This is a genomic window from Paenibacillus andongensis (assembly GCF_025369935.1).
In the GTDB taxonomy this organism is placed as follows: domain Bacteria; phylum Bacillota; class Bacilli; order Paenibacillales; family NBRC-103111; genus Paenibacillus_E; species Paenibacillus_E andongensis.
On the sequence record NZ_CP104467.1, the window covers coordinates 5,988,603 to 6,015,037 of the forward strand.

Below are 26,435 nucleotides of genomic sequence, written 5' to 3' on the forward strand. Positions count from 1 at the left end.
CTAATACGTACAAGGATACCCTCTTATTTTATTTCGCATGGACAGACGCAGCAGCTGAAGCGTTGGGGATGCCCGATCTTAGCATTTTCTCTAGTTCATCCGCACTTACGGGTGGACTAAACCAGTAGCCCTGCACCTCATTACAGCGATTCTGATGCAGGAAATGCAGTTGATCTTCGGTTTCGACACCTTCAGCAATGACCTTCAAGTTCAGATGGTGCGTCATCGCAATAATCGTGGCCACGATGGCCGCGTCATTCGGATCCACCATGATATCTCGAACAAAGGAACGATCGATTTTCAGCTTATCAATCGGAAATTTCTTTAAGTAGTACAGGGAACTGTAGCCTGTCCCAAAATCATCAATGCTTACATTCACACCTAATTCTTTAAGCTCAAGCAAGGACTGAATGGCATGATCAACATCCATCGTCATGCTTTCGGTGATTTCAAGTTCCAAATACTGCGGATCAAGTCCTGTTTGTTCTAAAACATGTCTGATCTTGCCTTTGAGATTGTGTTGAAAAAATTGCCGCATCGACAGATTCACAGATATCGGCATCATCGGATACCCTTGGTTCTGCCATGCTTTATTTTGCTTACATGCAGCTCGCAGTACCCATTCACCGATCGGTACGATCAATCCGGATTCCTCAGCAAAAGGAATGAAATAGTTTGGAGAAATAAGGCCTTTCTCCGGATGATCCCAGCGGATCAAAGCTTCAACACCAACAATACGCCCTGTCTCAATGTCAACCTGTGGTTGATAGTATAAGACGAACTCATCCCCGACAATCGCCCTGCGAAGCTCACTCTCCAGCTTGAGCCGGTTTATTGAAACTGACTTCATATCCGTATTGAAGATCTGAAAGTCGTTGCGCCCCTTCTCTTTGGCTCTGGCTAAGGCAATGTCGGCATATTTCATAAGTAAATCTGCATCGTCGGCGTCATCCGAGGATATCGCAACGCCGATGCTAGCTGTAATATGTAGTTCATATTGTTCTAAAAGAAACGGTTTTTCGAGGACACGATTAATCTCTGCTATAACCGCAATTACGTCATTCGAATCGGCTACATTCGTATAGAAAAAGGCAAATTCATCGCCTTCCGTACGAGCCAGATAATCATTGTCCGTTACAACTCGCGTGAAACGCTCCGCGAGCTGCAGCAGCAGCATATTTCCATAATCATATCCGAAGCTGTCATTGACCAGCTTGAAGCGATCAATATCTAAGTAGAAGACTGCTACCTTTTGTCCAATAGATCTGGAAATACTTAGCCGTTCATTCAAGTTATCTCTGAACATGCGCCTGTTCGGCAGCCCTGTCATATCATCATAATAAGCCATATAGCGAACTTGCTCATCGCCGCGCTTCCGCTCAGTGATATCCTGGCAAATGAGAATATTCCCTTTGGAATTAGGCTGCAAATCAACTGGAACAGCCGTCACGTTCAAATCCACCCGATAGCCGCTTTTATGTATGACAGCTGTTTCAAAGGTGACAGGAGTCCCGCTTCTCACTTGTTCAAGCTGGCTGCTTGTCCGCTCCAGCTGCTCTTGTGTAACAAAACTGATAAACGGTTGATTTAGCAACTCCGATACGGAGTAGCCTAGGATGGTTTCTGCCGCTAAATTAATCCGAATAAATCTACCCTCTTGATCAAAAATACCAATCGCATTCGGATTATGCTCGAATAAGGAATCAAGCACGTTTAAATACGTATGATCCCGCGGCATTTCCTTTTTCAAGGATTCTTTACTTCCACCCTTTCTAAGCAGCACAATTAGCAGCACGAGTGAGGCAAGCAAACAAATCCATGCAGCATACGGCTTTACGTAAAAGCTTACGAATATGGCGACTAACAGATATCCGCCAATATAGAGCCGGTTTTTCACAAATTAGCCTCCTCTTACTGCTCACTATAGGTAATAGGAAGCGTCACACTGACAACCGTTCCTTCTCCCACTTTACTCTCAATCATAAACTGGCCATGATGATCCTCAATGATTTTATGCGTAATCATGATGCCAAGCCCAGTCCCTTTTTCCTTTGTTGTGTAGAAAGGCTCACCAAGTCTAGCGATTGCATCATTCGGTATTCCATGCCCTCTATCTTGAAACAATACACGTACAGCTTTGTCTCCAACTGAAAACAGTTGAATATCGATTTGTCCGCCATCTGGCATTGCTTCCATTGCATTTTTGAGCAAATTAATGAAGGATTGCTTCAGTTGGTTTTCCTCACAATGAACAAACGGCAAATGAAGCTCCATAGTGACAATGAATTGAATATTACTAATAATGGCTTGTGTTTCAAGCAGGGTTATGACACTTTTAATGATATTCTCGATACTTTTGGGCTGGTAGTGTATGAATTGCGGCTTAGCCAGAACGAGCATTTCGGTAGTAATTAACTCGATCCGTTCTAGTTCGGACATCATAATATCGTAATATTCTTTCTTATTTGCAGCACCCTGCTGCAGAAATTGCATAAATCCTTTGAGCGTAGTCAATGGATTACGAATTTCGTGAGCAACCCCAGCAGCAAGCTGCCCGATAAGGGACATCTTGTCTGACCTGCGGAGCAGCTCTTCCGAGTGCTGCCGCTCAGTAATATCGATGAAAGATAGGACAACTCCAATGATTTGATCTTGATCCAAGATCGGTGAACTCATGTATTCAACCGGAAACGAGTCTCCATTTTTTTTGTAAAAGATCTCGTTTGAACATTCACAAACCCCTTCAATCATCGTTCGATTTAACACAGTTTCATTCTTGTTTTGCAAATCTTTATCGGTTCCGCTAGCACGTGTCAAAACGAGATAAGGATTCTTCCCCACCATTTCCTCATAGGTGTAACCCGTTAAGCACTCCGCAGCTTTATTCCAAAACGTAGTGCCATAATGCTCATCGATGCCAAACATACCCTCTGAAACGGCATTTAGAATGAGTTGGTTATGGTTATGATTCAACTGGGATTGATAGCTGCGTCTGCTTTCCTCAAGCTTGTGCTCCAAATGCTTTCTTTCTGATACATCTTGAATCTGAATTATTGCAAAATTGGGATGGGCATCTGTATCACGAATGGAAGAAACTTGAATAATTCCCCATATCATGGAGCCATCCTTATGGACATAGCGATTCTCTTTTTGAGCAGAATCCCGCTCGCCACGAAGGGACTGTTCACATAGCTCAGCATAGGTTTCCACATCGTCAGGATGTGAAATCTCCTGAATATGCAGACCAATCAGTTCTTCTTCTGTGTAGCCCAAGAGGCGGCATAATGATGGATTCACCAAGAGTAACTTGCCGTCCAGACTAACGATTGCCATTGCAATGATTGCGCAACCAAACAATTGATGATATAACTCCTGGTTTGTAAGTAGCTTTAGTTCCGAAGCAATTGGCTTCCCCGTTTCTGATTGGTTCCCCATGATATCAGCCATGCGCCACATCCTCTCAATGAAGGAAGAATGATCGTATCCGTCATGGACTACTTTCTACATGATCCGCGCTTTTTCCTGCTAAGCAGACACAAAACAATGAAAAAAGAGTCAGATTCCCTGACTCTTTCCATTTTTTTTATTTGTAAGCGGCCACGGCCAGAAGTATCCATCCAACCAAGAAACTCAGCCCGCCTAGCGGGGTAATAGGTCCAAAAAACTTGAGTCCAGTCAAACTCAGTGCATATAAACTGCCTGAGAACAGGATAATCCCGATAAAAATGGCCCACCCCGATGCATTCACCATAGAGCTATTTGCCAGCTTATCCGACAAAAGAGCAATAAGGATGAGGGCTATCGCATGAATCATGTGATATTGTACCCCTGTCTGAAACACATCGATCTTATCCGGAATCCTTTGTTTCAAGTAATGTGCCCCAAAAGCGCCTAAAGCGACAGAAAGAAACGCATTCACACTGCCTAACAGCAAAAAAAGTTTCATCATTTTCATCTTCTTCCCTTCCATAAAGATTTCATTTATTTATTCCACTTCGCCAATATCATGCTGACCGACAATTAACCGCACAGGCTCCAAAAATACTCGCGTAACCGAAGGCTTTTTGATAAGATCGAGTTCAATGTCTACAACCTTGTTACGAGCGGTTTTGCCTTCTCTTTTGTCATAAACAACGTCAAATTGTCTCAAGCCAAGTTGATAAATCACAACAGATGAACCAATCGTTAATGCATTCGAATCATAATCGCCATGGTCAAATAATACCTCTGACAAAATCTCTTCATTCATATCCACAATCGTAACATACTGACAAAATTGGTAACGCATGAAGGAAGTCCCCCTTATAGATAAGTATGGTTACCAATTCGCTGAAAAATGTCGAAATTCCTGCTAACTTCATGATTCCCCACTATGTTCATATAAAATTCAAACAAAAGATAACAACTGGGATTGTAAACATACTAAATAAAGTTGAAGTAAAGACAGCCTGTGAAGAAAACTCCGGTTCATTTTCATATTCAATAGCGAGCAGCACACTGCTTAGAGAGGTGGGCACAGCACACGAGAGGATCAATGCTTTGGCCGTAATTCCTTCAATCCCGAGCAGCCAAACAACGAAAAATCCGAGCAGCGGCCCTACGGCAAGTCTGAGTATATTAGAAACGAGCACATTGGAAAAATGAAATTCCCATTTCATACCACCAAGCTGCACACCTAGAGTCAGTAAGGCTGTCGCCATAAAAGCGTTTGAAATATACTGCAGCGGTATATGAATCGATCCCGGAACAGGTAAATGGAAATATCTCAGCAGAAGCGCAATCGGAATGGCATAAATGACCGGTAAGGAAAGAATGGTTTTCATCGTTGCTTTCCAAGTCGATTTATGTGCATTTAAAGTATAGATGCCATATGTATTTGGAATTAGCGTTTGCATAATCATGATCACGATTTGGATAGATAAGGTATAAGCATTCCCACCAAAAACGGTTTGATTCAGCGGCAGTGCGTAATTAGCGCTATTGTAGAAAATAACACTATTACGCATGGCAATACGCATTCCTCGCTTCATCTTTTTCAACCGAATAAAAACCTCAATGCTGGCAAAAAGGAGACTAAAGAAAAGGACAAAAAACAAGAGAACCTGCATTAAAACATGCAAGTTCATTTCGGACTCATACAGCTTAACAAAAACGAGCGCTGGTGAAAACACATAGAAATTCAGCTTCGATAATGTCTTAATATCAATGTGGAATGCGCGGTACATCGCCACGCCAATCGCAATCATTATACTAATAGGTACAATGTTATTCACCAAAATGTATATGAAATAACTCATTCCAGAGCCTCACTTCAAAAACCTATAGTCGTTCTAGTCGAACGCATTTACGCTGCTGATAATACGTTTTAACTGTTCATTGAACGTGTAAATTTCTTCAGGAGATAGCCCGCTTGACGCAAGCAGCGACTGTGGAATACAAAGCGCCTTCTCGTATAGGGCTAGACCCGCTTCTGTAATTTGAATATTCACGACACGTTCATCTTCCGAAGATCGTTTCCTTTGAACCAATTGCTGAGCTTCCATCCGCTTTAGCATAGGTGTCAAAGTACCCGAATCAAGATCAAGCTTCTCGCTGAGCTCTTTAACCGTGCTTTCCTTTTGATCCCAGAGAACCAACAGCACCAAATATTGCGGATAGGTAATCCCCAAACCTTCAAGAAAAGGGCGATACATACGAGTAATGGCTCTCGAGCTTGCATATAGACTAAAGCACAGTTGATTTTCTAGCTTTAAAAATTCACTGCTGCTCATTGAATTGGTTTCCTTTCTATCCGTAGTCATATTGTAAACAATCGATTTGTTTCAAATGTATATAAAATTAATCCCTCTGTCAAGAAAAACACTAATTGTATACTCCCTGAATTCGTGCTAGGCTAGTTTCAAGAATATACCAATAAAGGGGATAATGACCTATGAACTGGTTCAATGCTCATGAGAAAGATCTTGCTGACGTGTTTGCAGAGGCAGAGGGGATCATTAGCGCATTTCCAGCACCGTTAGATCACCTCGGACTTGCCTATCTAGCTACATTTGACGGGAGAAAAGAAGATAGCACTAAAAATTATATCTGTTACCTTCTTCCGTATTGGATGAAAGACATCAGTGAACTGCCGCCAGAGTCAATGAATAAACTCTCATTAGCGAATGTATTCGTCATGCTCTACTATTTTATACAAGACGATATCATGGATTCAGCCAAAGGTGAGCACAAGGACAAGCTGCCGCTCGCCAATTTATTTCATATGCAATTCCTAGCCATTTATAGAGAAATGTTCCCAACTGGGTCGCCTTTCTGGAATTACTATGAGACGTATGTTACGGAATGGTCTGAAGCTGTTTCCAATGAGCAGCAATCCGATCACTTCCATCAAGACATTGACAAGGTCGCTAAGAAAGCAAGCCCAGTCAAAAATGCCAGCACCGGTGCTCTTCTATTATCAAACCAAGCTCACCTTATCCCTGTCGTCACGGAAGCTGTTGAACAAACACTTATCACTTTGCAAATGCTGGATGATTGGGCTGACTGGGAAGAAGATTTGGAAGAGGGATCTTACAACTGCTTATTAGCTTCGATGCGTAAGCAGTTGCAGCTTTCAACGGATAGTCCTATATCTCCTGAAATGGTGAAGCAGCAGTTGTACGTGCATGACTTTCTGGATTTCTATGGGCAAATCGCAACTACTCATCATGCGAAATTACTAGGCTTGCAAATATCTATGACACAAATGATCAATTTCCATGATTCTCTTGTGCAAAACATTCAAAAAGTAGCCCTTGAAATCAAAGAAAATAGAAAAATGTTAACATTAGGTGGATTCTATTATTTTTTGTCGAAAACTAGTTAATTTTGATAGATTATTCTGAATATTCGTGCTATAATCTGTCTTGTAGGAAAAATTACCCAATTGACTAGGAGTGATTAGTAATGTCGAACAATGGAATTTTAAAAGAAAAAATTATTCAAAAAGCTTGGGAAGATGAAGCATTCAAGAACCAACTTATTGCTAATCCCAAAGCCGCGCTAAAACAAGCATTTGGCATCACTCTTCCTGATGACATCAAAGTTAAAGCAGTTGAAGAAACCTCAACAGAGTTTGTACTCGTCATCCCTACGAATCCCGCGAAAGTATTAGTTACTACGAATGCTGTTGAAAGCATCTGGTAAGAACAAAATATAAAAGAGGTGCCACGCAATTACGCGCAGCATCTCTTCTTTATTTTACAGCTATGGATGGAAACCTAAGTACTACCTCAGTACCTACGTATTTTTGACTTTTAAATTCAATGTGCCCCTTCATAATTTCAATAATTCGAAAAGTAACCATGAGTCCTAATCCGGTCCCCTTCGTTTTCGTGGAATAGTAAGGCTCCCCTAATTTGGTTAACTGCGCAGGTTCAATTCCTTCTCCATTGTCTTTGAAATGAATATATACTTCTTCATCTTTCTCATATGCCCATATATGAATCTGGCCATCAACCTGAAAGGCTTCGATACTATTTTTAATAATATTTATAAGCACTTGCTTCAATTTGGATGAGTTCCCTTGTATAAACAAATCATTAGGAACACTAACCGTGATCCGCCCACCGTGTAATGTGGCCAATGGTACAATAATACCTTCAATTTGACTAATTTCCTTCGAAACATTTAAATCAACGAGTTCATCCAGCTGTGGCTTTGCAAATGTCAGGAAGTCCGTAATGATTAGCGAAGCCCGATCTAATTCTTCTATTGCTATTCCCATGTATTCTTTGTTCTTATCATCTGTTCTAGCTGCGACAAGCTGTAAGAATCCTCTCGTTACTTGCAAAGGGTTTCGCACCTCATGCGCGACAGATGCCGCCAACGAGCTTATCATTTCCATCTTATCCGAGAGCTGAAGCTGATGGTTGTAAAACTCTAATTCCTTAGAATAGTTGATCATATGCTCCTGATTGATTGCAAAGCGTCTACCTAATATAACAATGAGGGCAATTATAAATCCTACTACGCCCCATTTCCACAAGAAAAATTGATATTTTTGAGAACTGGCATAGTAGCACATTAAATCTAGGACACTCATTAGAGCCAATAAGGAAAAACCGGTTGAAAAAATAACAGCTTCCTTGTTCCCTCTTTTTACGAATACAATGGATAATCCAATAATTAAAATGAATTGAATAATCATAATAGACCCCAAAACGGTAACAGACGCAATGAAATACGCTTTGATAAATCGATAATTATTGAGTTGATTAATAAACATAAAGGCAATTGAAATTGCGGAATAAATAATCTGGAATTTCCTAAACGCTCTAATCCACTTAAAGTTCCCATTATCAAATATTTTTTCAAAGAAATAGGTGAGTGTTGGTAAAAAAACAGCAAGAGAGATATCAAATAAATCAAGAAATAGGTCGCCATAATTTGTGAAATTTGCGTACATGAAAGGCGAATACGTAATAAAAATAGTGCCTAGAGCTAAAATAAGTAAACTTAGTGAAATCCAGCTTGCAAGTTGAATTTGCTTCAAAAAGAAAGAACATATCAGCATAATCGCTGCAATAAAAAGAAATGCACAGCCTAGAATGATGTTCTGCAAATCCCGAAATATAAATGATCGAGTCAAAGCTGAATAATGATCCAGTTTAATTTCTGAGTGTAAACCCAATCGATCCATCGATGTCCCCAGCTTTAAATATACGAATTCCCCCCCATCTTCACTACCTACAGGAAATAAGCTTCTCTGTTCATCAGTTGGAAACTCAAAGTTTATTTCTCGAACTAATCGATCGCCAATATATACCCAGAGTTGCTGGGCATAAATTTGTTCAATGTAAATGCCATAGTCTTTGGGGACATCAGGCGGAAGCTGGAATCGAACCCATGCCGAGGAAACTTCTTTCGGTTTCTCGGGAGGCAAGTCGCCATTTCTGACTGTTATCCATTTATTGGTAGGTGAAGGAATCACGACATTATCAATTCCTTCGGCTGAATCATTCCACAATATACTCCACGTTGGAATCGGTTTCAAATCCGCTTGCTCATCGGCAGAAACATGGGAAGACATGAATCCATAACAAACAATCAGAACCAACATTGTTGTCCAGAGTTCTCGAGATATCCATTTCATTTATTTTCCTCCCCCGAAGAAAACTGTAAGTAATTAACAATATAATAAATTCGACAAGTTTATTTGCATTCCCTTTTTATTAGATGGTAAACATTTGAAAAACAAACATAAACAACCCCCTGTTAAATAACATCAGGGGGTACTGCTTATTGAAGAAATCACAATGTAATCAACAATTTACTCCTTGCAGGCAAAGTTTCAGCAACAATGCGGCCATGGCTCACAACATACCGACAACAAGGCTGTTCACGAACAAGATCCATAGCATCATCTCCAGGCAAAATGATAAAGCTGGCAGGTTGGCCAATCTCGAGCCCGTATTCCTTGAGCTGCAGAGTTTTCGCTGCACGTGTCGTAATCATACGCACAAGTTCCGCCACTTCTTCGCGCCCCGTCATATGTGCTAAATGAGCAGCGATATGGGCTGCTTGCAGCATATTACCTGTACCCAGCGGATAGAAAGGCGTCTGAATATCATCATGTGCGATGCTAACATTAACGCCAGCCGTCCATAATTCCTTGATCCGGGTGATGCCTCTGCCTTTGGGATAGCCGTCGTATCTGCCCTGCATTGCACTATTGATGAGTGGGCAGCAAATAACATTCACACCCGAGCGCGCCAGCATTCCCTGCACCTTCTGGTAATAAGCTTCACCATAATAGGCCGCAGCGTTCGTATGCGCAGCTGTCACTCGCTCGCGTAGTCCAGAACGAATGGCGAATTGGGCCACGCTTTCTAAGAACGTGGAGTGAGCATCGTCCATTTCGTCGCAAAACACATGTACGAAGCAGCCATGCTTCTCTGCTAAATTGAAGCAAATCTCCAGCGAGGCCAGTCCTTCCTCACGCGTAGGCTCGAGGTGCGGAATCGCTCCTATGCCATCAGCGCCAAGCTCCAGAGCCTGCTCAAGTCGGCGCTCATTATCGGGACAAGCGCGAATGCCATCTTGAGGAAATGCGATAACCTGCAGGTTCATGTATGGTTTTACGCGCTCGCGCAAGGCAAGAAGTGCACGTAGAGCAGTCAAATTCGGGTCAGAGATATCTGCTTGGGTACGCACATGCAGGATACCGGCAGCCATCTGCATCCGAAGCACCTTCTCTGCTCGCCCGGTGACGTCTTCGTAGGTGAGCGCTTGTTTTCGCTTTTGCCATAATCCGATACCTTCGAATAGGGTCCCGCTCTCATTCCAGGCGGGCTCCCCCGCCGTTAGGACAGTGTCCAAATGAATATGAGACTCCACAAACGGAGGGAGCAGCAGGTGACCAATGCCATCGATTTCGCGTTCCCCTTGTTCGGCAATCCTTCCAAGCATGGCGATTTTGCCGTATTTTACACCGATATCTACAGGACCTTGATCCTCTGAATGTCTAAGCATACGCACGTTACGAAATACAATATCCAGCAGCTAACTCACCCTCTTTACCTTGGTGCCATATTAGTTATCCTTTTTCATCTCGGATTCGTGCCACGAACTAAGCAGCCATTTGGCGAAAGCGTTGACTAACAGGAAGAAAATAATGCCCAGTGCTGATGCTGAAAGTCCACAAGCGAATAAATAAGGTGTTTTTAAGCGTGCAGCGGCATACGTAATCGCATAACCAAGTCCGCCTTGACCTCCGCCGATACCGGCAATGTATTCACCGACAATAGCCCCGACTACGGATAAAGTACATGAAATTTTAAGGCCAGCTACGATATAAGGAAGGGCAGCTGGTATGCGCAGCCTCCACATCGTTTGAATCGGATTCGCATTGTATAGATAAAACAGGTTACTCATGTTTTGATCCGTGGAATTCAGACCGATTAACGTATTCGAAAGCATGGGGAAGAATCCGATTAAGAATGTAATAATGACAATCGCATTCACACCCGCATCGAACCAGATCACAATGAGAGGGGCAATGGCGACAATCGGGATCGTTTGTAAAATAATCGCATAAGGATACACACTCTTCTCAATCCATTTGGAGCTTGCCAATAGAATAGCACCAGTAACGCCTAATATAATACTGAGGAAAAATCCAAGCACAGCTTCCAGCGTCGTTGTCCTTACAGATACCCATAGTCCATGTCTGTTTTCTACGGCTGCTGCGACAATATCGGAAGGCTTAGGTACGAGATAAACAGGCGCTTTCACTAAATAAGCAATGAGTTCCCAGCCTCCAATGAAAACAATAAAGGCGACCAGCGGTGGCAAAAGATGCTTAAGCAGCATCAGAAGCCTACGCCCTGGCGAGGCCCCGTCTTCCAATCGATTAGCCCAAGCAGCCCGTTCGCGGGCAGGGAATATTTCATCCGGCAGCATTTGCAGGTAGTTAGAATCTACAGCCATTGTATGTCCTCCTTCCTTTACATCTCATAAATGATTTTCCCTGGATTCAGCAGACCTCTTGGGTCATTCTCACGTTTCTTACGCTCCATGCTGCCAACTTCACCGCGTCCGCCATGATCCAACACCCAGGTATGAGGGTCAAATATTTTCACGCCGATGGATTCACAATATTGAATGATCTCATATAAGCGTTCTTCGCTTTCAAAGCGAACAACCGGAAGCGAATTCGGCGATATTTCCCCACCGCTGCGTACCCATTCAAAATGCAAGTAAACTTCTTCCCCATATTGGTCTTTAATCTTCTTAATTTGTTCCATATAGCTATCCAGTTTAAAGCCAGCTTGCAGATACGTCATGGAAGCGTCCGTTTTCATTGCCCATAACGTCGTATGATTCCATGTAAAATCAGATACCCCGATCGTTTTCCGGTAATTCTTAGCCTCAATGAGATGGCCGATGTGCCCGCCGTAGCTTTGGGCAAGAGCTTCAACTAAAGGCAGTGAATCCTCAGCGAATTCAAGCATGACAGCGGCCATACCAGACTCAATCACTTTGGCAAAAGGAACGAAATAAGAGGGAATTGGCCACTCCATCGGAGCAATGAGTCGTTTCAGAATCGCTTCTTCTCTGGCAAGAGCCTCACCGAATCGCATCGACTGCTCGAAGGTCTCGAAATTAGCAATAGCCTGAGCCCACTCGGTGCGAGGAGAAAGCGGGATGGTCACCTCGGTCAAAATGCCGGTCGTCCCATAATTATGAATGTAATCAAATAAATCACGCCCTTTGATAACCAAGCGCTGCGGAGATTCTTCCATGGTGTAAATGACGGCTTCCAGCACATTGCCGTCCCATAGGTTTCCGTGGGTAATCGAGCCGATTCCGCCGGAACCACCGCTCACAAAGCCGCCCACCGTCGCTTTAACATAAGTACTCGGGTAAATGCGAATTTCTTGTCCGACTTCGCGAGCCTTTTTATCAATGACGCCTAGACGAACTCCACATTGTAAACGAGCATAGCCAGCTCCGATTTCAAGAATTTCATCCATCCGGCTTAGATCTAAGACAATACCGCCCTGCAAGGGAACCGCCTGACCATAGTTGCCTGTACCGGCTCCACGAACCGTAACGGGAATATTATGGCGGTAACCAAAGGCTAACACTTCAGCCACCTCAGTTTCATTACGCGGTATGGCAACGACATCGGCCGCTTTCATATGCTGTAATTGACGATTAAGCACAGGGGAGTACCAGTAATAATCTTTAGAGAGCTTTTCTCTCGTTTCGCCATCAACAAACACGATTTCTTTAGCAAGCTGCTCCTGCATCTCTTTCTCCCAGCTTATATTCATGGCCATGAGCTTATTCACCCTTTCGTATCAATGATCCAAAGCGGCAGCTACTTCACGAACTAAATCACTGAACTGCGTCGTTGTACGGAAGCTTTCATCTCGAGGAAAAGGGACGGGAATATCAATCCTCGCCGATATTTTACCGGGACGCGGTGTCATCACAACAACACTTGTGGATAAGAACACCGATTCGAATACGTTATGCGTGACGAACAGCACGGTCATCGATTTATCCTGCTGCCAAATATGGAGCAGCTCCATTTGCAAGGTTTGACGCGTAATTTCGTCTAAGGCGCCGAAGGGCTCATCCATGAGAAGCAGCTTTGGTCTCGAAATGAGAGCGCGCGCGATGGAGACACGCATCTTCATTCCTCCGGAGAGCTGTCTAGGCAGCACCTTCATATAGTCCTTCAAGCCGACTAGCTCCAATACGCGCTGGGCCTCTTCTTTCTGTGTCTTCTTATCTACACCGCGCAATTCAAGCGGCAATCTTACGTTAGCTTCTACCGTAGACCAAGGCAGCAGCGTATGATCTTGGAAAACAAAGGCGATATCACTTTGTTTTCGTGCTTCTTTCGGCGTCGTTCCGAATACATCTAACGTCCCTTTACTCGGCTTGGCAAGCCCTGTGATCATTTTGAAAATCGTTGATTTCCCACAACCAGACGGACCAACAAAGCAAAGGAACTCTCCTTCTTGAATTGTTAGATTTACATCTTGCAAAGCAATCGTTCCGTTGGGGTACGTCTTAGAGAGATTCTCCATGCTAACGAATTTCGGGCCGGATATTTGTGAGTTAGATGTATGGATCAGAGAAGAATTCATAGCCATTTACCTCATCTCCTGTATTTGTTTTTTGGGGCCAACCCTGTGTTATTGACTCTTTTTCAAAGACGCCATCTCAAAAGCTTGAAAGGAGAGCAGCGCCTCGGCGATATGTGCACCGTACTTTTCGGACATCGCACGGCCTTTCGTTATCGTTGCTTGCGTGGCATCACCAGAAATGCCTGAATGGGATAAATCATCCATCACCCAAGCAAAAGCACGATTACGAAGGCCCAAATAACGCGAATCCGGATAATTCGGATATTCCGTAGGAGCAAGCTCCATATGAACCCAATCGGGCTTAGCCGACATCACTAAGGAAGTTTCCATATCACCCGCATGAATCCCAGCCTGCTTCTCCAGCGGCGTTATCCACTCATCAGCAGCACCGAGTCCGCCAGGATCTAACCGAAATACAGCCAATCCTGTTTCAATACGAATTTCCCGGCCCATCATATTTAATAAATCCGTGTTACCCCCGTGCGTATTCACTAGTACTAATTTCTGAAATCCGCTTTTACTCAGGCTTTTTGCAATATCCATCACGACAGCCATTAATGTAGTTGCCGATAACGTTATGGTCCCTGGATGGCCAAGGTGCTCTGTACTTTTCCCATACGGAATGGCGGGCAGCAGCCATATATTCGCATCATCGGGAAGCTGTTCGAAAGCCTCAGTTAAGAGCACTTCAGAAATTAATGTATCGGTAAACACTGGCATATGCGGACCATGCTGCTCAATTGCGCCAACCGGCAGAACGATGAGCGCATCATCTTTGGGAACCTGAGCAACCTCGAGCTTACTTAAGCGGGGAAAAAAGCAGCGATCCCACGCCTTACCTTGATAACGATTGAATGACAAGTTGAGCACCTCCAAGTGAGTGGATATTATAGTACGCATAAGCTCTTATGAAAAAAGACCCAGACTCGAAAGTGAAGAGCGGATCCTAAGCTTTCAAATTAGCGTCGTTCAAAATTAATAAAATTAAGCTTATCTTGATTGGAATAGCTGTAAAGCAGCGGCTACATCAGCAACCCTCTCTCCTAATCGAGCGGCCATCAGAAGCTCTCTTGGATCCGGAGATAGCGAACTGTCTGGCCCCGCTAAAGTGGATGCCCCATAAGGCGAGCAGCCAATCGCATCAGCGGTTAAATATTCGGGATTCTCCGAATATGGCAGTCCAACGAATATCATGCCAAAATGAAATAAGGGAACCATAGCGGTTAAAATAGCAGCTTCATGTCCCGTATGAATGGAAGCTGTACTATTAAAAATACCTGTCGGTTTTCCTTCCAAAGCACCTTCAATACAAAGCTCTCCAGCCATTTCAAGAAATAACTTAACTTGGGCAGGCATCGTGCCATAATACGTAGGAAATCCCCATAGAATGCCATCCGCCCAACGCAAATCATCGTTCGTCGCAATAGGAATAGCCTGCTGTAAGGCTTGCGTAGCTTCATATTTACTGTAACGATCTGTTAAGCGAAATTGCTTAGAAAGCGTCGCTGCGCTTGCCAACTGCTCATTTCCCGCTCTGGATCTTTCTTCATCTTGCTGAATAACACGATTTTGAACAGCAATCATTTCCGGAATACGAACGACCCTGACCTGATGTGCTCCAGATTGGCTAGCTCCATCTGCAACAGCCTGCGCCATTTGAAATACGTGACCGAATGCGCTGTAATAGATGACCAACAGGTTAGCCATTAAGAACCTCACCCTTTCACGAATTGAGGTTTATGGAAGGATACACTCTCGCTTGCCTCTTGCCAATAATGAGCTAAGGTCTTATCCTGCCACTCCGCTTTATTTGCAGCCATCCGCACAAAGCTTCCTTGACTATATACCCAGCGGCGTTCAGGCAGCATGGTAAAGAGCTCTTCCGGCGTACTTCCGTCTATGATAATAAAATTCGCATGATGACCAGCCTTTACCTCATAGGAAGTTAGACCCAGCACCTTGGCGGGCACATCTGTGATCATGCGCAGCAGTGTGCGAAGATCATACGGTCCTCCCATATGAGCGGCATAGGAGCCAATAAGAGCAATTTGCAATAAATCGCCTCTGCCAAAAGGGTGAAAAGGATCGTGAATATTATCTGAAGCCACGGCAATAGGAATGCCTGCTTCCCAAATCTCCTTCAAACGAGTTACGCCACGTCTAACGGGGAAACTGTCGTGCCTTCCTTGCAAATACAAATTGACTGCAGGTAAGGAGACTGCTTTAAGCCTCGCGTCAGCCATACGTTCTATGATGCCGTGAGCATCCTGATCCGTCATCGAAGCTAACGCACATAGATGATCGACGGTAACTCTTCCTGAATAACCCTCTGATTTCGTTCGCAAAGCGATATGTTCGATGGTACGCATAGCTGGATTATCTGTTTCATCACAATGCAGGTCAATCGGCACATCATATTTCTCTGCTAATTTGAATATATAATCGATATCTTCCTTAGGGGTTAATGACAAATGCGGCGCTCCACCAATCCCATCGACGCCCATCCGTAGTGCTTCCTCTACAGCATCAACATCTAGTGACATGAAATTGTAGGGACACATCGGAAACAACTGCAAGCCGATATAAGGTGCTAAGGCTTCTTTGGCTTCCAAAGCAGCCTCAATCGTACGTAACGCTACCTCACGTGAGGCTCTCAAATTAAAATCAAGGTGTGTACGAATGTGCGTTGTACCAAATGACAAAGCTTGCAAAGCAGAACGCATTATTCTTGATTTAATCTCATATTTGGTAAAAGACGATGATGCACTTGAATAATTGCGCACGGCTTCTTCTAACGTACCACTCCGATTCTCAACGGAAGTTAGCGAGAAAGATTTGTCTAAATGCATATGAGCATCTACGAAGCCCGGCAATACGATTTTCCCTTCGAGGTCAATTAGCGAAACGCCCGATTCACCAGTACTAAGCTGCGGTTTCCATTGTTCCAATGAAATAGCACCAGAAAGGGCAGCATTAGCTTCTTGCTTCTGAATCTGAGTCCAAATGCCTTCACGAACTGAGAGACGAAACAAATGCCCCTCATCCTCCATTGGCAATCGAACGTTCACTAAATCCATATTCATCATAGAAGCCAATGCCGTCACCCCCTGATTATTTCCTAATCTTTATCCCTTACTTCTTAGGTAAAAATTGCGTTGTGAACACTTTGTCGATGTTCTCTGCTGTTTTTAGAACACCTACATCAACAAGCTGCTTCTGAACTTCTGTCCAGCGCTCTTTGGTCATTATTCCTGTACCTTTGGTTGCTGCATCTCCGCCGAATACAAAGTCCATCTCTTTAGCTGCACTAAATTTCATCATATCTAAGCCCATATCTGGATTCTTCACTTGAATGGATGGATTGATCTCCTCGGAATGATCCTTGTAATAATCCCAGCCTTTTACCGTAGCTTCGACGAAAGCTTTCACTTGGTCCGGATGTTCAGCAATCATTTTCTCCGTAGTGAAGTACACGCCAGCGTAAATGTTATAACCCGAATCAGCAACCAAGAGCGTGCCGTGCTCTACCTTTTGCTGTGCGAGCGTGAACGGTTCAGAAGTTACATACCCTTGCGTAAGTGCCTTAGGATCGCTGACAAAGTTAACTAGTTGACCTGTGTATTTCATTTCTTGGGCACTGTCTAATTTGTATTTCTTCTTAATAAATTGCCAGAAGCTGGCGGTTGAAGCCACATATACCTTATGTCCGTTTAAATCACCAAAATCTTTAATCGCCGTATCTTCTTTATGATAAAAAACTGCTTGTGGACTCTTTTGCATGGAGGTTGCAATCGCTACAATCGGAATACCCTCTTGTCTGGCTACCAGGATATCATCGCCATTGGCCATACCGAATTGCGCTTTGCCTGAAGCGACAATTTGCGTAGAGGAAACCTGCGGACCACCTGGCATAAGCGTCATATCAAATCCAGCGTCTTTATAGAATCCTTTGGCGGAAGCCGCAAAGTTCCCACCATGTTCGGGTTCAGCGAACCAGTTTAAAACAACAGTTGCAGGTATGACTGCCTTGGTAGCTGCAGTTGCAGCCGGTGAAGCTGCTGGAGCAGTGGAAGCCGTCGCTTGCGCCGATGGTGCTGTAGTAGGCGCTGACGTTGAAACCGAGGAGCCCGCATTACCGCATGCGGCAAGCATACTTGAGATCATAACTAAGCTAATGGACAAAACAACTGGGCGTTTCGCTGCAAGCGGATTAGTAAGATTAAATGGTTTCATATTAAACTTCCCCTCCATGTTTGGTTTTCTCTACAAAAGAACTTATCAATCTTTAGTCAAATATAGAGTTGATGGCCTGTTCAAGTCAACGAATAGACTAACGTTTTGTATTTATACACAATAAAAGTACGCCTTTTTATTACTTTTCCAAGAGTTATTTTTAATAAATGCACTAATATCACACAAAACACGAACATTGTCTCAAATCGTACCAACCACCACGCCTAATTCTTTCAACCAACGACGATACGCAATGGAGAAACGATCTACCTTATGGTTGAGTTCGACCTGTAGATCCAGTGGCAGCAGTTCCGGCTTCTGAGTCTCGATTACCCTTGCATCTTGTTCAAACACGATATCCTGGAAGCGAATAAAATTAGCGTCATCTACATCATAGGCATAATTCCGCGATACTATCATGAACACGACACATTCTTCTGCGGCTACAGGTAACACCGTCAACATAATCCACAAGGTTTGGCCATTGCTCGGATCTGCCTTGGACAATCGAGCGGATAAAGGCCGATAAACTTCTTTCATATAGACGTAAGTCGTCCCTTCACTCTTATCCGAGCCAGAATGGGCAACCGGTTGAAAGATCGGGATATTTTCGATATAAATGCGTTCCTTTTCTTTAATAACCTGAAAGTCAGGCAGCTCCGCATAGTCGGGGTGTCCGAGCAGATTCTGATGAACGAACATCAAATGTGCAAAGTCTGTAAAATTCTCAATCACCCTAGTCCCAGCTGCCTCAACTTTATATGGGCCGCATGGTAATGGACGAAACTCCGGATTTGCAAACTCTTCGAAATGAGGCAAAGGTGCCATGGGTTCACCCATACATACCCAGATGAAGCCGTACTTCTCTTCACAGGCATAAGTTTGCGCTTTAGCTCTGAGAGGAATCTTTTCTCCCTTAGGCTGCGCCGGAATACAGACACACTGCCCAGATGAATCATACTGCCAGCCATGATATGGACAGACTAGAACATCGTCTTGTACCCACCCTTTGGAAAGCATAGCTCCGCGGTGAACGCATAGATCTTGCAGCGCATGAACCCCTTTGCTAGAGCGGTAAATGGCAACTCTTTCACCCAAAATGACGACACCTACAGGTTGGTCTTTCAGTTCAGACGCGAGGTACACAGCGTGCCAATCATTTTCAAGTACAGGATCATGTAGACGTTGTAAAGCCATTGAAATCATCCTCCTTAACGTTTATGAAAATTGGTTAGCGCAAGCTTAAGATGAATTACTCTATATTTGAAAAAATAGGATATTGCCCAGCCAGCTTATTGCGCAGAGCATCAACCCTTGCCTGGGCCCTTTGCAGAATTTCTTGCTCATCGATCCATGTGCTTATTCCCTTCTCAACAACAATCTGTCCGCCAACAATAACGAGATCGACATCATTGCCGTTCGCGTTATAAACCAGCGCTGAAGAAGCGCGATGCACGGGACTAATGTGGGCCTTCATCATATCTACGGTCACTAAATCTGCCTTCTTGCCAGGTTCAAGACTGCCCAAATCAGCACTCCTTCCAACAGCCTTTGCACCATTCACAGTAGCCATACGCAGCACATCCATCGGCGGCAATAAGGTAGCATCCAGCTCATTCACCTTATGCAAGCATGCTGTGAACTTCAGCACTTCTAAGTTATCTTGGCAATTATTGCTGCCAGGACCATCCGTACCTAGGGCGACATTAATGCCCATACGCAGCATTTCAGGTACTCTGGCAACACCAGAAGCTAAATACATATTGGATACTGGACAATGGATGACGGAAGCTTGCTTTGCATGAATCATTTCTAATTCTCCATCATCAAGCCACACACCGTGAACAACCTGCGTTTGCTCGCCCAGCAGTCCTACTTCATTCAGCAATTCCAAATTGCGCAGCCCATAGCGAGCCATCGTCGTGTCGATCTGTTCGCTCGTTTCAGCGACATGTACGTGAGAAATCAGCTTGCGATCCCGGCTAAAGACGGCCGCCCGCTCTAGATACCCTCGAGAACATCCATATAAATTAAGCGGCCCTAGTGCAATTCGAATCCGGCCGAAAGCAGCGCCATCCCAATCGTCGAGCAATCGATCTGTACTGTCGAATATCTGTTCCTCTGTCTCCCTTAATCGGACTTCTCCGGACAAATCCGACCCACCCCTGGCCAAATGTCCGCGGATCCCTGAGTCCACCATCGCTTGCAGAACACTTGCATCATTCTCTGAATACGTGTGGATATAATGATGATCCATCATATAGGTCGCGCCCGATTTTAAATTTTCGATACACCCAATTAAAGCAGCTAAATAAAAATCTTCAGGCTCCATTGCGAGGCTCATCGGCCAAATAATTTCTTTCAGCCATTGTGCCAGCGGCGAGTGATCCGATACCCCTCTCATGAACGTTTGAAATAAATGGGTGTGACCATTGATGATCCCAGGAATGACGACTTTTCCCGCAGCATTGTACGTATACGAAGATCGAGAGATTAAATGGTCCAAGCTCCCGTCGGATCTCCATTCCCCCACTTCATGGATCACATCATGCTCCATATACACATAGCCAGGTTTGAAAATCTCATTGGTGGCATTCATGGTCAACACCGTACCGTTGTAAATTAACTTGTTTGACATGTTACCACCCCTCTTTTATGTTATATAATCTAACATTAATTTATTATTTTTAATTTTGTGTAATGTTAATTAACATCATTATATGGATGAACCTTTTTACCGTCAACTCCATTTGTAAATGTAATCACTGTATATAGTTACACTTTTAACATAACATTAGTTATTTCGATTAACATAGTTTGATTTTTTGCGTAAAATTTGTTATTTTCATGAGAATACTAAGATAATATTAACAACTGTATATATTTCGCAAAAGGAGTCATGCCTGTGTTAGAACTTCCTCACCTCGATCAGGTGGATCAAGAAATCATCAAGTTACTTCATGAGAACGGGCGGATATCCTATGCAAAAATCGGGGAAATGCTTAATCTCTCACGTGTTGCGATTCAAAAACGAGTCGAAAATCTCATCGAGAAAGAGGTCATCGAGAACTTTACCATTCGGTTGAACGCGACAAAATTAGGTAAAGTCGTTAGCGCTTTTTTCGAAGTCGAAGTTGAGCCGCGTTTCGCTGAGGAAGTAGGCAATCTGCTCTCCGCTGACGTCAACGTTATCAGTATTTATCAAATGACAGGGAGCAGCTCTCTGCATATGCATGCCTTGCTCAAAGACGATGCCGCGCTCGAAGACTTCCTCTACCAAAATATCTACAAATTGAAAGGCGTCGTACGCGTTAACACACAAGTCGTCATTAAACGATTTAAACAAGGGACAGGATTGGAACTGTGAAAAGACAAAAAAACTGCGCGAGCATTGGGCTCACGCAGTTTTCGTTATTTTGATAAATTATAAGTTCAAACGATACATCGCCTTATTTTCTAGTCCGCGGATCATCGGCGTCCATGCTTCTGTCTCCGGCGTTGTCAGCAGAGTATCCTCCACCATTTGCAGCTTCGCATCCATCGAATCAATGTAATGTAAAGCAACAGCTTCTGGAATTTGAGGCAGTACCGGACTTCCCCATTCAGGTAAGTTGTGGTGGGACAGCACAATATGCTGCAAACCAATGACAACATCGGATTGGAGATCAATCCCCTGATGCAAAGCAGCTTCCGTAATCCAGTTCGACGCCATCGAGATGTGTCCGAGCAGCTTTCCTTGCACACTGTAATCCGAAACGATTCCTAGCTGCGCGATCATTTCTTCGGGTTTGGCGATATCATGCAGAATGATGCCCGCTTTAATTAAATCGGGATTGAGAAATGGCCGCTGTTTACAAATAAATTCACCAATTTCCAGCATCCGTACAATATGATAAGCAAGGCCGCCGAAATAGGCATGATGATGAGTCTTGGCAGCAGGATAATGGTTTAGCTTCTCTTCTACTTTGGTCACACAAAACGAAACAATCGACTTGATGGTCGGATTCGCAATACTTTCTAGAACTTGATTTATCGTATGAATAAGATCAATTGGACTAATCGGAGCTGAACGGATGAAATCCGTAATATGTACGCCATCCTCTGGCAGCGCCTTGCGCAATCTACCGATTTTCACCTGTAGTTTATCGCGATAGGTTTGGACTAAGCCTTGAACTTTGACCAACGTCATCGGGAAAAACGTTTCTTTATCGGTCGCGCTAGCATCCCATAGTTTTGCTGAGATCTGCCCACTAGCATCGCAAAGAACAATGTCCATGAAATCTTTGGCAGGCGTGGTATTCGTTTGTTTGACTTCTAACTCTTTAATGAGGTAAAAGCCCACAAACTCTTCTGGTGCTTGCAATTGCTTAATTAACGTCATTTTAGTTCCTCCATATGTCATTAGGAACATTATACTACGAATTGGATCGAATTAATGAATAGAAAATGATAGAAAACCGAAAATGAGCCAACCGATTTCGAAAATGAAATCAGCTGGCCCTTACCTACAGCTTTAGCCGGGACTACCACGGCTCATTCTTCAACGCTTTTCCCTTCCTGAAGCAAACTCATCAATGTCCGCTCTAATGCTTCAGGTTCATTAGCGTAGTTGTAGATGCCAAGAAAAGCTCGTGCCGCATCGGGATTGCTGCCGATTAATCCATTCACGACCGTTTGCTCCATGGTATCTGGTGTGTTCTTCGTCATTTGGCAGGCCATGTGATAACGGGACATCATTTTCGACTCCATGGCGGTCTGGTACTTATCAGCCATAAGCTCCCAGTTTGTTTCCCAGTCGTCCGTATAGGATAAAATAGCAGTCAGCAAGCGCGCACCGTAGATCGCGTCATGCATACCTTGCCCAACCGCGGGATCCTTGAAAGAAACAGCATCCCCAACAAGTGCCCATCCCTTGCCCATCCCTTGAAACCAGTCGTTATCGTAGCCCAACAGCCCTTTAATCTGTTCTACTAAGGAAGATTCTCGCAAACGTTCAGGGAAAGTTGTGTCGGAGAAGCCGACATCGACTAGCTCGCGGAATCCAGCTTCTGGGTTACTTTTAAATTTCTCAATCCATTCCTTTTTCTCTAACGGGAACATGATCCCTACTACAAACAAATCGTCGCTCGTAGGAAAAATGATGGCCAAATTATCTTTCATTTTATAAAATTCCACACAACGCTCGCCTTCTTGGCGATAAGTAGAGAAGTACCCCACATACGATGCAAAATCAGTAGGGACAGCCATTTTCCGCTCGCTTTTCACCAAATCACGCAGCGTAGAATGACGACCATCGGCTCCGACTACGAGCCTAGCAGTAAATTCCTCTCTTTTACCATCGCAGCTTACCCCTACAATCCCTGACACCCTATCCTTATGCATGAGAACATCCGTGACGCGGAAGCCTTCCATGGCGGTCACCTGATTTTGAGCAGCTGCATGGTCGAACAAGATTCGGTCTAGATACTTACGTCGAATACATAAACAGTGAGTTTCACCGTTTACTTCGGGATAAATCCCATCGATGATCACGTCATCCATTTGAACGAAAGCCCGTTTGTACATTGGCGTACCAGTTTGAAGCAGCTGCTCTAATACCCCCATCTCCCTGAGCATCGCTACCGAATTATTGAAAAAGTTATGCGTGGACAGGATATCACTTGGAAACGAGCTGCGATCAACGAGAAGCACCTCATATCCAGCTTTCGACAGCTCGTAAGCGAGTGATGAACCGGCAACCCGCGCTCCGATGATAATAACATCGTAGTCTTTTTTTAACATTTTTTCCCTCCTCAGTTTCTGACTCTATCAGCTTATCAGAAGGGAAGGACGGGGCCATCCAACGAAGGATATATACGATGGTTATATCTTTTTCAAAGTAATCGGTACTGATTTGCTTTCTGGATAGCTTGGATTCTCCCGTTAACTTGCAGCTTACTGTAAATCCGGTGCAAGTGAAGCTTCACCGTGCCTTCAGCCAGCACTAATTTTTCTGCAATGGCTTTGTTGGACAATCCGTCCGCAATGAGCTGCAGTACTTCTTGTTCCCGAACAGTCAGCATATGTATTGAGGATGCCTTGTTATTGAAAGTTGGATCAACATTCATCTTATCGGAGGCAAGGGTTAAAACGACTTGAAGGTAGTGAAGGGAAACCCCTTCCGTTTGTACTTCCGCCATGTACTTGTTCTTCCGTACATCCGCATAGTGATGGAGCAGCGGCTCCAGTTCCGCATTCGCAAAAATACGAAGGTAACCTTCCCTCTCCCCTAGGAGTAGAGCTTGATGCAGGTGAAGCAAACAGGAATGGGGGTTGTTCATTTTACTGTGTATACGTGATAGGAATAACTGAGCTTCAATCTCCGTCATGATTCTTCCAGATGTCTTGGCTTTTTTTAAGAGCTGTTCGCACCAAGAGAATGCGTCATGGATGTTTTCTTTTGCCATTAAAACCCTGATAAATGTCAGAATCTCGAAATCCTGATCGCCAATAATTTCACTTTGCCTACTCCACGGGGATATTTCCATCCAGTGATCAACAGCTTCCATCTCTCCTATCTCCAATTGGCAGCTAATCAGATAAGCGTTCAGCAAACCGTGCCAATGCGAGCTATGATGATGGGTAAGCTTTAGATGTTCCATTGCTTCGTAAATGATGGCAATCGCTTCTTCTTTAGCATCTCTCTCCCAAAGGATTCTTGAACGGATGATCTCAGCGGGCACATAGGCCCCGATTACATGGCTCCTTTTTGCAATCCGAATGGCATCTTCAGCCAAGCGTAATGACTCCGTTAATCGGTTTCGTTCATAACAGATCTCGCTCATGGCTGCCCGTTGATAAGCCGTAAACGGATATTGGTGAAACTCATGCTTATTAATAAAGGAATCATATAACCGATGATAGCGCTCTGCCTGTTTGATTCGTCCATTAAAACCGTAGTAACTCCGGATAAATGGAATTGCCCCGTCATTCAGCTCCATGCCCAAACCAAATAGCATGGGCAGACCTTTGATATCTGGGAGATTGTCATCCTCATGCATAGCCTGCAATAGGGAGTAACACAACTTGTAATTGCCGGTTAACATTGACTGAAAGTTTGTAGCGACCTTCATATCTTCCCGTATGCCAACATAAAGCGATGTTTCTACGCTATTAGGTGAATCCAACGCCTTTTGCAAGGTTTCAATATGCTTATCCATCAGTTCCTTGCGCCCCATTAATAATTCTGTCCATACTAGAATGATCAGCAAAGCGGGACGCTCTCTAATAGCAGCAGGCAACTGCAGCAACCAGCGGTGCAGCGTGGTTAATTCCCTTCTTTTTAACAGCTCTGTCGCAACGATTAGGATGAGGGTGCATGCTTGATCATACGCTCCTGCAGCCAGAGCATGTTCAATCGCTTCCCCCATATAGCCGTGCCTTTCAAACCAGTCACAGGCCATTTTGTGCAGCGTAATGATTTCACCTTTATCTTCTAGTTTGCTGCGCAAGAAATCGGCAAATAAGTGATGATATCGATACCAATTGCCTTCTGCATCCAATGGAATCACGAACAAGTTAGACTTCTCCATCTCTTGCAGCTGTTCCTTTTCGACCGGCTGACCCGTCAATTCCGAGCAAAGCTTGGCATTCATCCTTTCCAAAATCGATGTTTTCAATAAAAAAGTACGAATCGACTCTGGTAAATGAACAAAAACCTCTTCCATTAAATAGTCAACAACGTAGCGATTGTTCCCCTTAAATTGGTGCAGCGCATCTTGTTGACCCGACAAATGGGATAATACAGCCAGTTGTAATCCAGCAACCCAACCTTCCGTGCGGTCAGATAACAGCTTAAGTGATTGCTCGTTAGGCAAAACGCCTGTTTGACGAAGCCAAAAAGCTGATATTTCCCGTTGCGAAAATCTCAAATCGGATAAGCCGATTTCGTTGAGTTGACCTTTGACGCGCAGTAGGCCAACAGCGATTGGAGGTTTTTTGCGACTAAGTATACAAAGGTGTACCTGTGACGGCATACGATCAACAAAAAAAGCAACCAAACGATGAATCTCATCGGACTCAATCATATGGTAATCATCCAATACCAGCTGGATTGAATCTGGAATCTCAAACAAATCGTTCATCAGCCATGAAATCATCTGTTCGGACGAAAATGATATCGTCTGCAGCAAAGAAAGCGATTTATGGCCAACGCTGGGATAAAGCCGATGAATTGCCGCAATCACATAAGTCCAAAACCTAAGCACGTCATTCTCACCTTGATCTAAAGAGATCCAAGCTGCGCGTAATTGCTGGTCTAGTAACCAATGGCTTACCAGTGTCGTCTTACCAAATCCCGGAGGGGATGTGACCAGAGTCACTTTGCAACTCAACGCCTTAGACATCTTCTCCATCAAATGTTCTCTGGACACATGATACGATGGCTGCTGCGGAATATATAATTTCGTGGTCAGTAAGGGATAATCGTTGAACAGCGATTTACTGAATTCAGAATTTGCTTTTTGATCCATTACACCCGGTCCTCCTTGTTTTGGGGGACTCCCACCCATACATCTTTAT

At 44.0% G+C, this 26,435-nt stretch carries 23 protein-coding genes; 3 read left to right on the plus strand and 20 right to left on the minus strand.

All coding sequences use genetic code 11. The features are described from left to right. Window positions 1–28: 28 nt before the first annotated feature. From NYR53_RS26850 to NYR53_RS26875, 6 genes are all read right to left on the minus strand, one after another. Entirely contained in the window at window positions 29–1,897 is a 1,869-nt protein-coding gene (locus NYR53_RS26850) for a putative bifunctional diguanylate cyclase/phosphodiesterase (protein ID WP_261302159.1), read from the minus strand. A gap of 14 nt (window positions 1,898–1,911) precedes the next feature. Beyond that, on the minus strand, window positions 1,912–3,447 hold the full coding sequence (locus NYR53_RS26855) for a PAS domain-containing sensor histidine kinase (protein ID WP_261302160.1): 1,536 nt from the start codon (window positions 3,445–3,447) through the stop codon (window positions 1,912–1,914). Between the two features lie 136 nt (window positions 3,448–3,583). Beyond that, the gene (locus NYR53_RS26860) at window positions 3,584–3,946 is read right to left on the minus strand and encodes a DUF423 domain-containing protein (RefSeq protein ID WP_261306532.1); all 363 of its coding nucleotides are present in this window, start codon (window positions 3,944–3,946) and stop codon (window positions 3,584–3,586) included. A gap of 39 nt (window positions 3,947–3,985) precedes the next feature. Continuing rightward, window positions 3,986–4,288 carry a hypothetical protein gene (locus NYR53_RS26865; RefSeq protein WP_261302161.1) on the minus strand — a complete coding sequence of 101 codons (303 nt, stop codon included), beginning with the start codon at window positions 4,286–4,288 and terminating at the stop codon, window positions 3,986–3,988. Between the two features lie 88 nt (window positions 4,289–4,376). Then, window positions 4,377–5,297, minus strand: coding sequence for an AEC family transporter (locus NYR53_RS26870; protein ID WP_261302162.1), 921 nt, complete (start codon window positions 5,295–5,297; stop codon window positions 4,377–4,379). A gap of 33 nt (window positions 5,298–5,330) precedes the next feature. Then, window positions 5,331–5,771 carry a MarR family winged helix-turn-helix transcriptional regulator gene (locus NYR53_RS26875; protein WP_047676650.1) on the minus strand — a complete coding sequence of 147 codons (441 nt, stop codon included), beginning with the start codon at window positions 5,769–5,771 and terminating at the stop codon, window positions 5,331–5,333. A gap of 161 nt (window positions 5,772–5,932) precedes the next feature. Between NYR53_RS26875 and NYR53_RS26880 the strand changes: the two genes are divergently transcribed. Continuing rightward, the gene (locus NYR53_RS26880) at window positions 5,933–6,865 is read left to right on the plus strand and encodes a hypothetical protein (RefSeq protein WP_261302163.1); all 933 of its coding nucleotides are present in this window, start codon (window positions 5,933–5,935) and stop codon (window positions 6,863–6,865) included. Between the two features lie 80 nt (window positions 6,866–6,945). Then, the gene (locus NYR53_RS26885) at window positions 6,946–7,185 is read left to right on the plus strand and encodes an NHLP leader peptide family RiPP precursor (protein ID WP_261302164.1); all 240 of its coding nucleotides are present in this window, start codon (window positions 6,946–6,948) and stop codon (window positions 7,183–7,185) included. 49 nt (window positions 7,186–7,234) lie between these two features. On the opposite strand, the gene NYR53_RS26890 is transcribed toward NYR53_RS26885, so the two are convergent. The 11 genes from NYR53_RS26890 to NYR53_RS26940 all read right to left on the minus strand — a co-directional run bounded on the left by NYR53_RS26890 (window position 7,235) and on the right by NYR53_RS26940 (window position 20,514). Continuing rightward, window positions 7,235–9,133: an ATP-binding protein gene (locus NYR53_RS26890; protein WP_261302165.1), complete on the minus strand. Its 1,899-nt coding sequence runs from the start codon at window positions 9,131–9,133 to the stop codon at window positions 7,235–7,237. A 158-nt stretch (window positions 9,134–9,291) separates the two neighbouring features. Beyond that, the gene (locus tag NYR53_RS26895; protein WP_261302166.1) at window positions 9,292–10,512 is read right to left on the minus strand and encodes an amidohydrolase family protein; all 1,221 of its coding nucleotides are present in this window, start codon (window positions 10,510–10,512) and stop codon (window positions 9,292–9,294) included. A gap of 60 nt (window positions 10,513–10,572) precedes the next feature. Further along, the gene (locus NYR53_RS26900; protein WP_437180078.1) at window positions 10,573–11,469 is read right to left on the minus strand and encodes an ABC transporter permease; all 897 of its coding nucleotides are present in this window, start codon (window positions 11,467–11,469) and stop codon (window positions 10,573–10,575) included. A 17-nt stretch (window positions 11,470–11,486) separates the two neighbouring features. Next, complete coding sequence (locus NYR53_RS26905; protein WP_261302167.1) at window positions 11,487–12,824, minus strand: FAD-binding oxidoreductase; 1,338 nt, start codon at window positions 12,822–12,824, stop codon at window positions 11,487–11,489. 21 nt (window positions 12,825–12,845) lie between these two features. After that, the gene (locus tag NYR53_RS26910; RefSeq protein ID WP_261306534.1) at window positions 12,846–13,643 is read right to left on the minus strand and encodes an ABC transporter ATP-binding protein; all 798 of its coding nucleotides are present in this window, start codon (window positions 13,641–13,643) and stop codon (window positions 12,846–12,848) included. Between the two features lie 48 nt (window positions 13,644–13,691). Next, the gene (locus NYR53_RS26915; protein ID WP_261302168.1) at window positions 13,692–14,513 is read right to left on the minus strand and encodes a creatininase family protein; all 822 of its coding nucleotides are present in this window, start codon (window positions 14,511–14,513) and stop codon (window positions 13,692–13,694) included. A gap of 120 nt (window positions 14,514–14,633) precedes the next feature. Continuing rightward, complete coding sequence (locus NYR53_RS26920) at window positions 14,634–15,350, minus strand: NAD(P)H-dependent oxidoreductase (RefSeq protein WP_261302169.1); 717 nt, start codon at window positions 15,348–15,350, stop codon at window positions 14,634–14,636. 8 nt (window positions 15,351–15,358) lie between these two features. Next, on the minus strand, window positions 15,359–16,729 hold the full coding sequence (locus tag NYR53_RS26925; RefSeq protein WP_261306535.1) for an amidohydrolase family protein: 1,371 nt from the start codon (window positions 16,727–16,729) through the stop codon (window positions 15,359–15,361). A 46-nt stretch (window positions 16,730–16,775) separates the two neighbouring features. Continuing rightward, window positions 16,776–17,876 carry an ABC transporter substrate-binding protein gene (locus NYR53_RS26930; protein ID WP_261302170.1) on the minus strand — a complete coding sequence of 367 codons (1,101 nt, stop codon included), beginning with the start codon at window positions 17,874–17,876 and terminating at the stop codon, window positions 16,776–16,778. A gap of 201 nt (window positions 17,877–18,077) precedes the next feature. After that, entirely contained in the window at window positions 18,078–19,073 is a 996-nt protein-coding gene (locus NYR53_RS26935) for an aromatic ring-hydroxylating dioxygenase subunit alpha (RefSeq protein ID WP_261302171.1), read from the minus strand. Between the two features lie 55 nt (window positions 19,074–19,128). Further along, complete coding sequence (locus tag NYR53_RS26940; protein WP_261302172.1) at window positions 19,129–20,514, minus strand: amidohydrolase family protein; 1,386 nt, start codon at window positions 20,512–20,514, stop codon at window positions 19,129–19,131. A gap of 267 nt (window positions 20,515–20,781) precedes the next feature. Here NYR53_RS26940 and NYR53_RS26945 point away from each other — a divergent pair, with 267 nt between their 5' ends. Further along, window positions 20,782–21,243 carry an Lrp/AsnC family transcriptional regulator gene (locus tag NYR53_RS26945; RefSeq protein WP_261302173.1) on the plus strand — a complete coding sequence of 154 codons (462 nt, stop codon included), beginning with the start codon at window positions 20,782–20,784 and terminating at the stop codon, window positions 21,241–21,243. A gap of 57 nt (window positions 21,244–21,300) precedes the next feature. Here NYR53_RS26945 and NYR53_RS26950 read toward each other — a convergent pair whose 3' ends face one another. From NYR53_RS26950 to NYR53_RS26960, 3 genes are all read right to left on the minus strand, one after another. Next, the gene (locus tag NYR53_RS26950; RefSeq protein WP_261302174.1) at window positions 21,301–22,257 is read right to left on the minus strand and encodes a 3'-5' exoribonuclease YhaM family protein; all 957 of its coding nucleotides are present in this window, start codon (window positions 22,255–22,257) and stop codon (window positions 21,301–21,303) included. A 152-nt stretch (window positions 22,258–22,409) separates the two neighbouring features. Then, window positions 22,410–23,657 (minus strand): NAD(P)/FAD-dependent oxidoreductase, encoded by a 1,248-nt coding sequence (locus NYR53_RS26955; RefSeq protein WP_261302175.1) that lies wholly within the window; start codon window positions 23,655–23,657, stop codon window positions 22,410–22,412. A 92-nt stretch (window positions 23,658–23,749) separates the two neighbouring features. Further along, window positions 23,750–26,386 (minus strand): winged helix-turn-helix domain-containing protein, encoded by a 2,637-nt coding sequence (locus tag NYR53_RS26960; protein WP_261302176.1) that lies wholly within the window; start codon window positions 26,384–26,386, stop codon window positions 23,750–23,752. Window positions 26,387–26,435: the final 49 nt, after the last annotated feature.

Excerpts from the sequence above, each read along its gene's own strand:
- NYR53_RS26855 (WP_261302160.1), bottom strand. The coding sequence starts at position 3,447 with ATGGCTGATATCATGGGGAACCAATCAGAAACGGGGAAGCCAATTGCT.
- NYR53_RS26860 (WP_261306532.1), bottom strand. The coding sequence starts at position 3,946 with ATGAAACTTTTTTTGCTGTTAGGCAGTGTGAATGCGTTTCTTTCTGTC.
- NYR53_RS26865 (WP_261302161.1), bottom strand. The coding sequence starts at position 4,288 with ATGCGTTACCAATTTTGTCAGTATGTTACGATTGTGGATATGAATGAA.
- NYR53_RS26870 (WP_261302162.1), bottom strand. The coding sequence starts at position 5,297 with ATGAGTTATTTCATATACATTTTGGTGAATAACATTGTACCTATTAGT.
- NYR53_RS26875 (WP_047676650.1), bottom strand. The coding sequence starts at position 5,771 with ATGAGCAGCAGTGAATTTTTAAAGCTAGAAAATCAACTGTGCTTTAGT.
- NYR53_RS26880 (WP_261302163.1), top strand. The coding sequence starts at position 5,933 with ATGAACTGGTTCAATGCTCATGAGAAAGATCTTGCTGACGTGTTTGCA.
- NYR53_RS26885 (WP_261302164.1), top strand. The coding sequence starts at position 6,946 with ATGTCGAACAATGGAATTTTAAAAGAAAAAATTATTCAAAAAGCTTGG.
- NYR53_RS26890 (WP_261302165.1), bottom strand. The coding sequence starts at position 9,133 with ATGAAATGGATATCTCGAGAACTCTGGACAACAATGTTGGTTCTGATT.
- NYR53_RS26895 (WP_261302166.1), bottom strand. The coding sequence starts at position 10,512 with ATGCTTAGACATTCAGAGGATCAAGGTCCTGTAGATATCGGTGTAAAA.
- NYR53_RS26900 (WP_437180078.1), bottom strand. The coding sequence starts at position 11,469 with ATGGCTGTAGATTCTAACTACCTGCAAATGCTGCCGGATGAAATATTC.
- NYR53_RS26905 (WP_261302167.1), bottom strand. The coding sequence starts at position 12,824 with ATGGCCATGAATATAAGCTGGGAGAAAGAGATGCAGGAGCAGCTTGCT.
- NYR53_RS26910 (WP_261306534.1), bottom strand. The coding sequence starts at position 13,643 with ATGAATTCTTCTCTGATCCATACATCTAACTCACAAATATCCGGCCCG.
- NYR53_RS26920 (WP_261302169.1), bottom strand. The coding sequence starts at position 15,350 with ATGGCTAACCTGTTGGTCATCTATTACAGCGCATTCGGTCACGTATTT.
- NYR53_RS26925 (WP_261306535.1), bottom strand. The coding sequence starts at position 16,729 with ATGATGAATATGGATTTAGTGAACGTTCGATTGCCAATGGAGGATGAG.
- NYR53_RS26930 (WP_261302170.1), bottom strand. The coding sequence starts at position 17,876 with ATGAAACCATTTAATCTTACTAATCCGCTTGCAGCGAAACGCCCAGTT.
- NYR53_RS26935 (WP_261302171.1), bottom strand. The coding sequence starts at position 19,073 with ATGGCTTTACAACGTCTACATGATCCTGTACTTGAAAATGATTGGCAC.
- NYR53_RS26940 (WP_261302172.1), bottom strand. The coding sequence starts at position 20,514 with ATGTCAAACAAGTTAATTTACAACGGTACGGTGTTGACCATGAATGCC.
- NYR53_RS26950 (WP_261302174.1), bottom strand. The coding sequence starts at position 22,257 with ATGACGTTAATTAAGCAATTGCAAGCACCAGAAGAGTTTGTGGGCTTT.
- NYR53_RS26955 (WP_261302175.1), bottom strand. The coding sequence starts at position 23,657 with ATGTTAAAAAAAGACTACGATGTTATTATCATCGGAGCGCGGGTTGCC.
- NYR53_RS26960 (WP_261302176.1), bottom strand. The coding sequence starts at position 26,386 with ATGGATCAAAAAGCAAATTCTGAATTCAGTAAATCGCTGTTCAACGAT.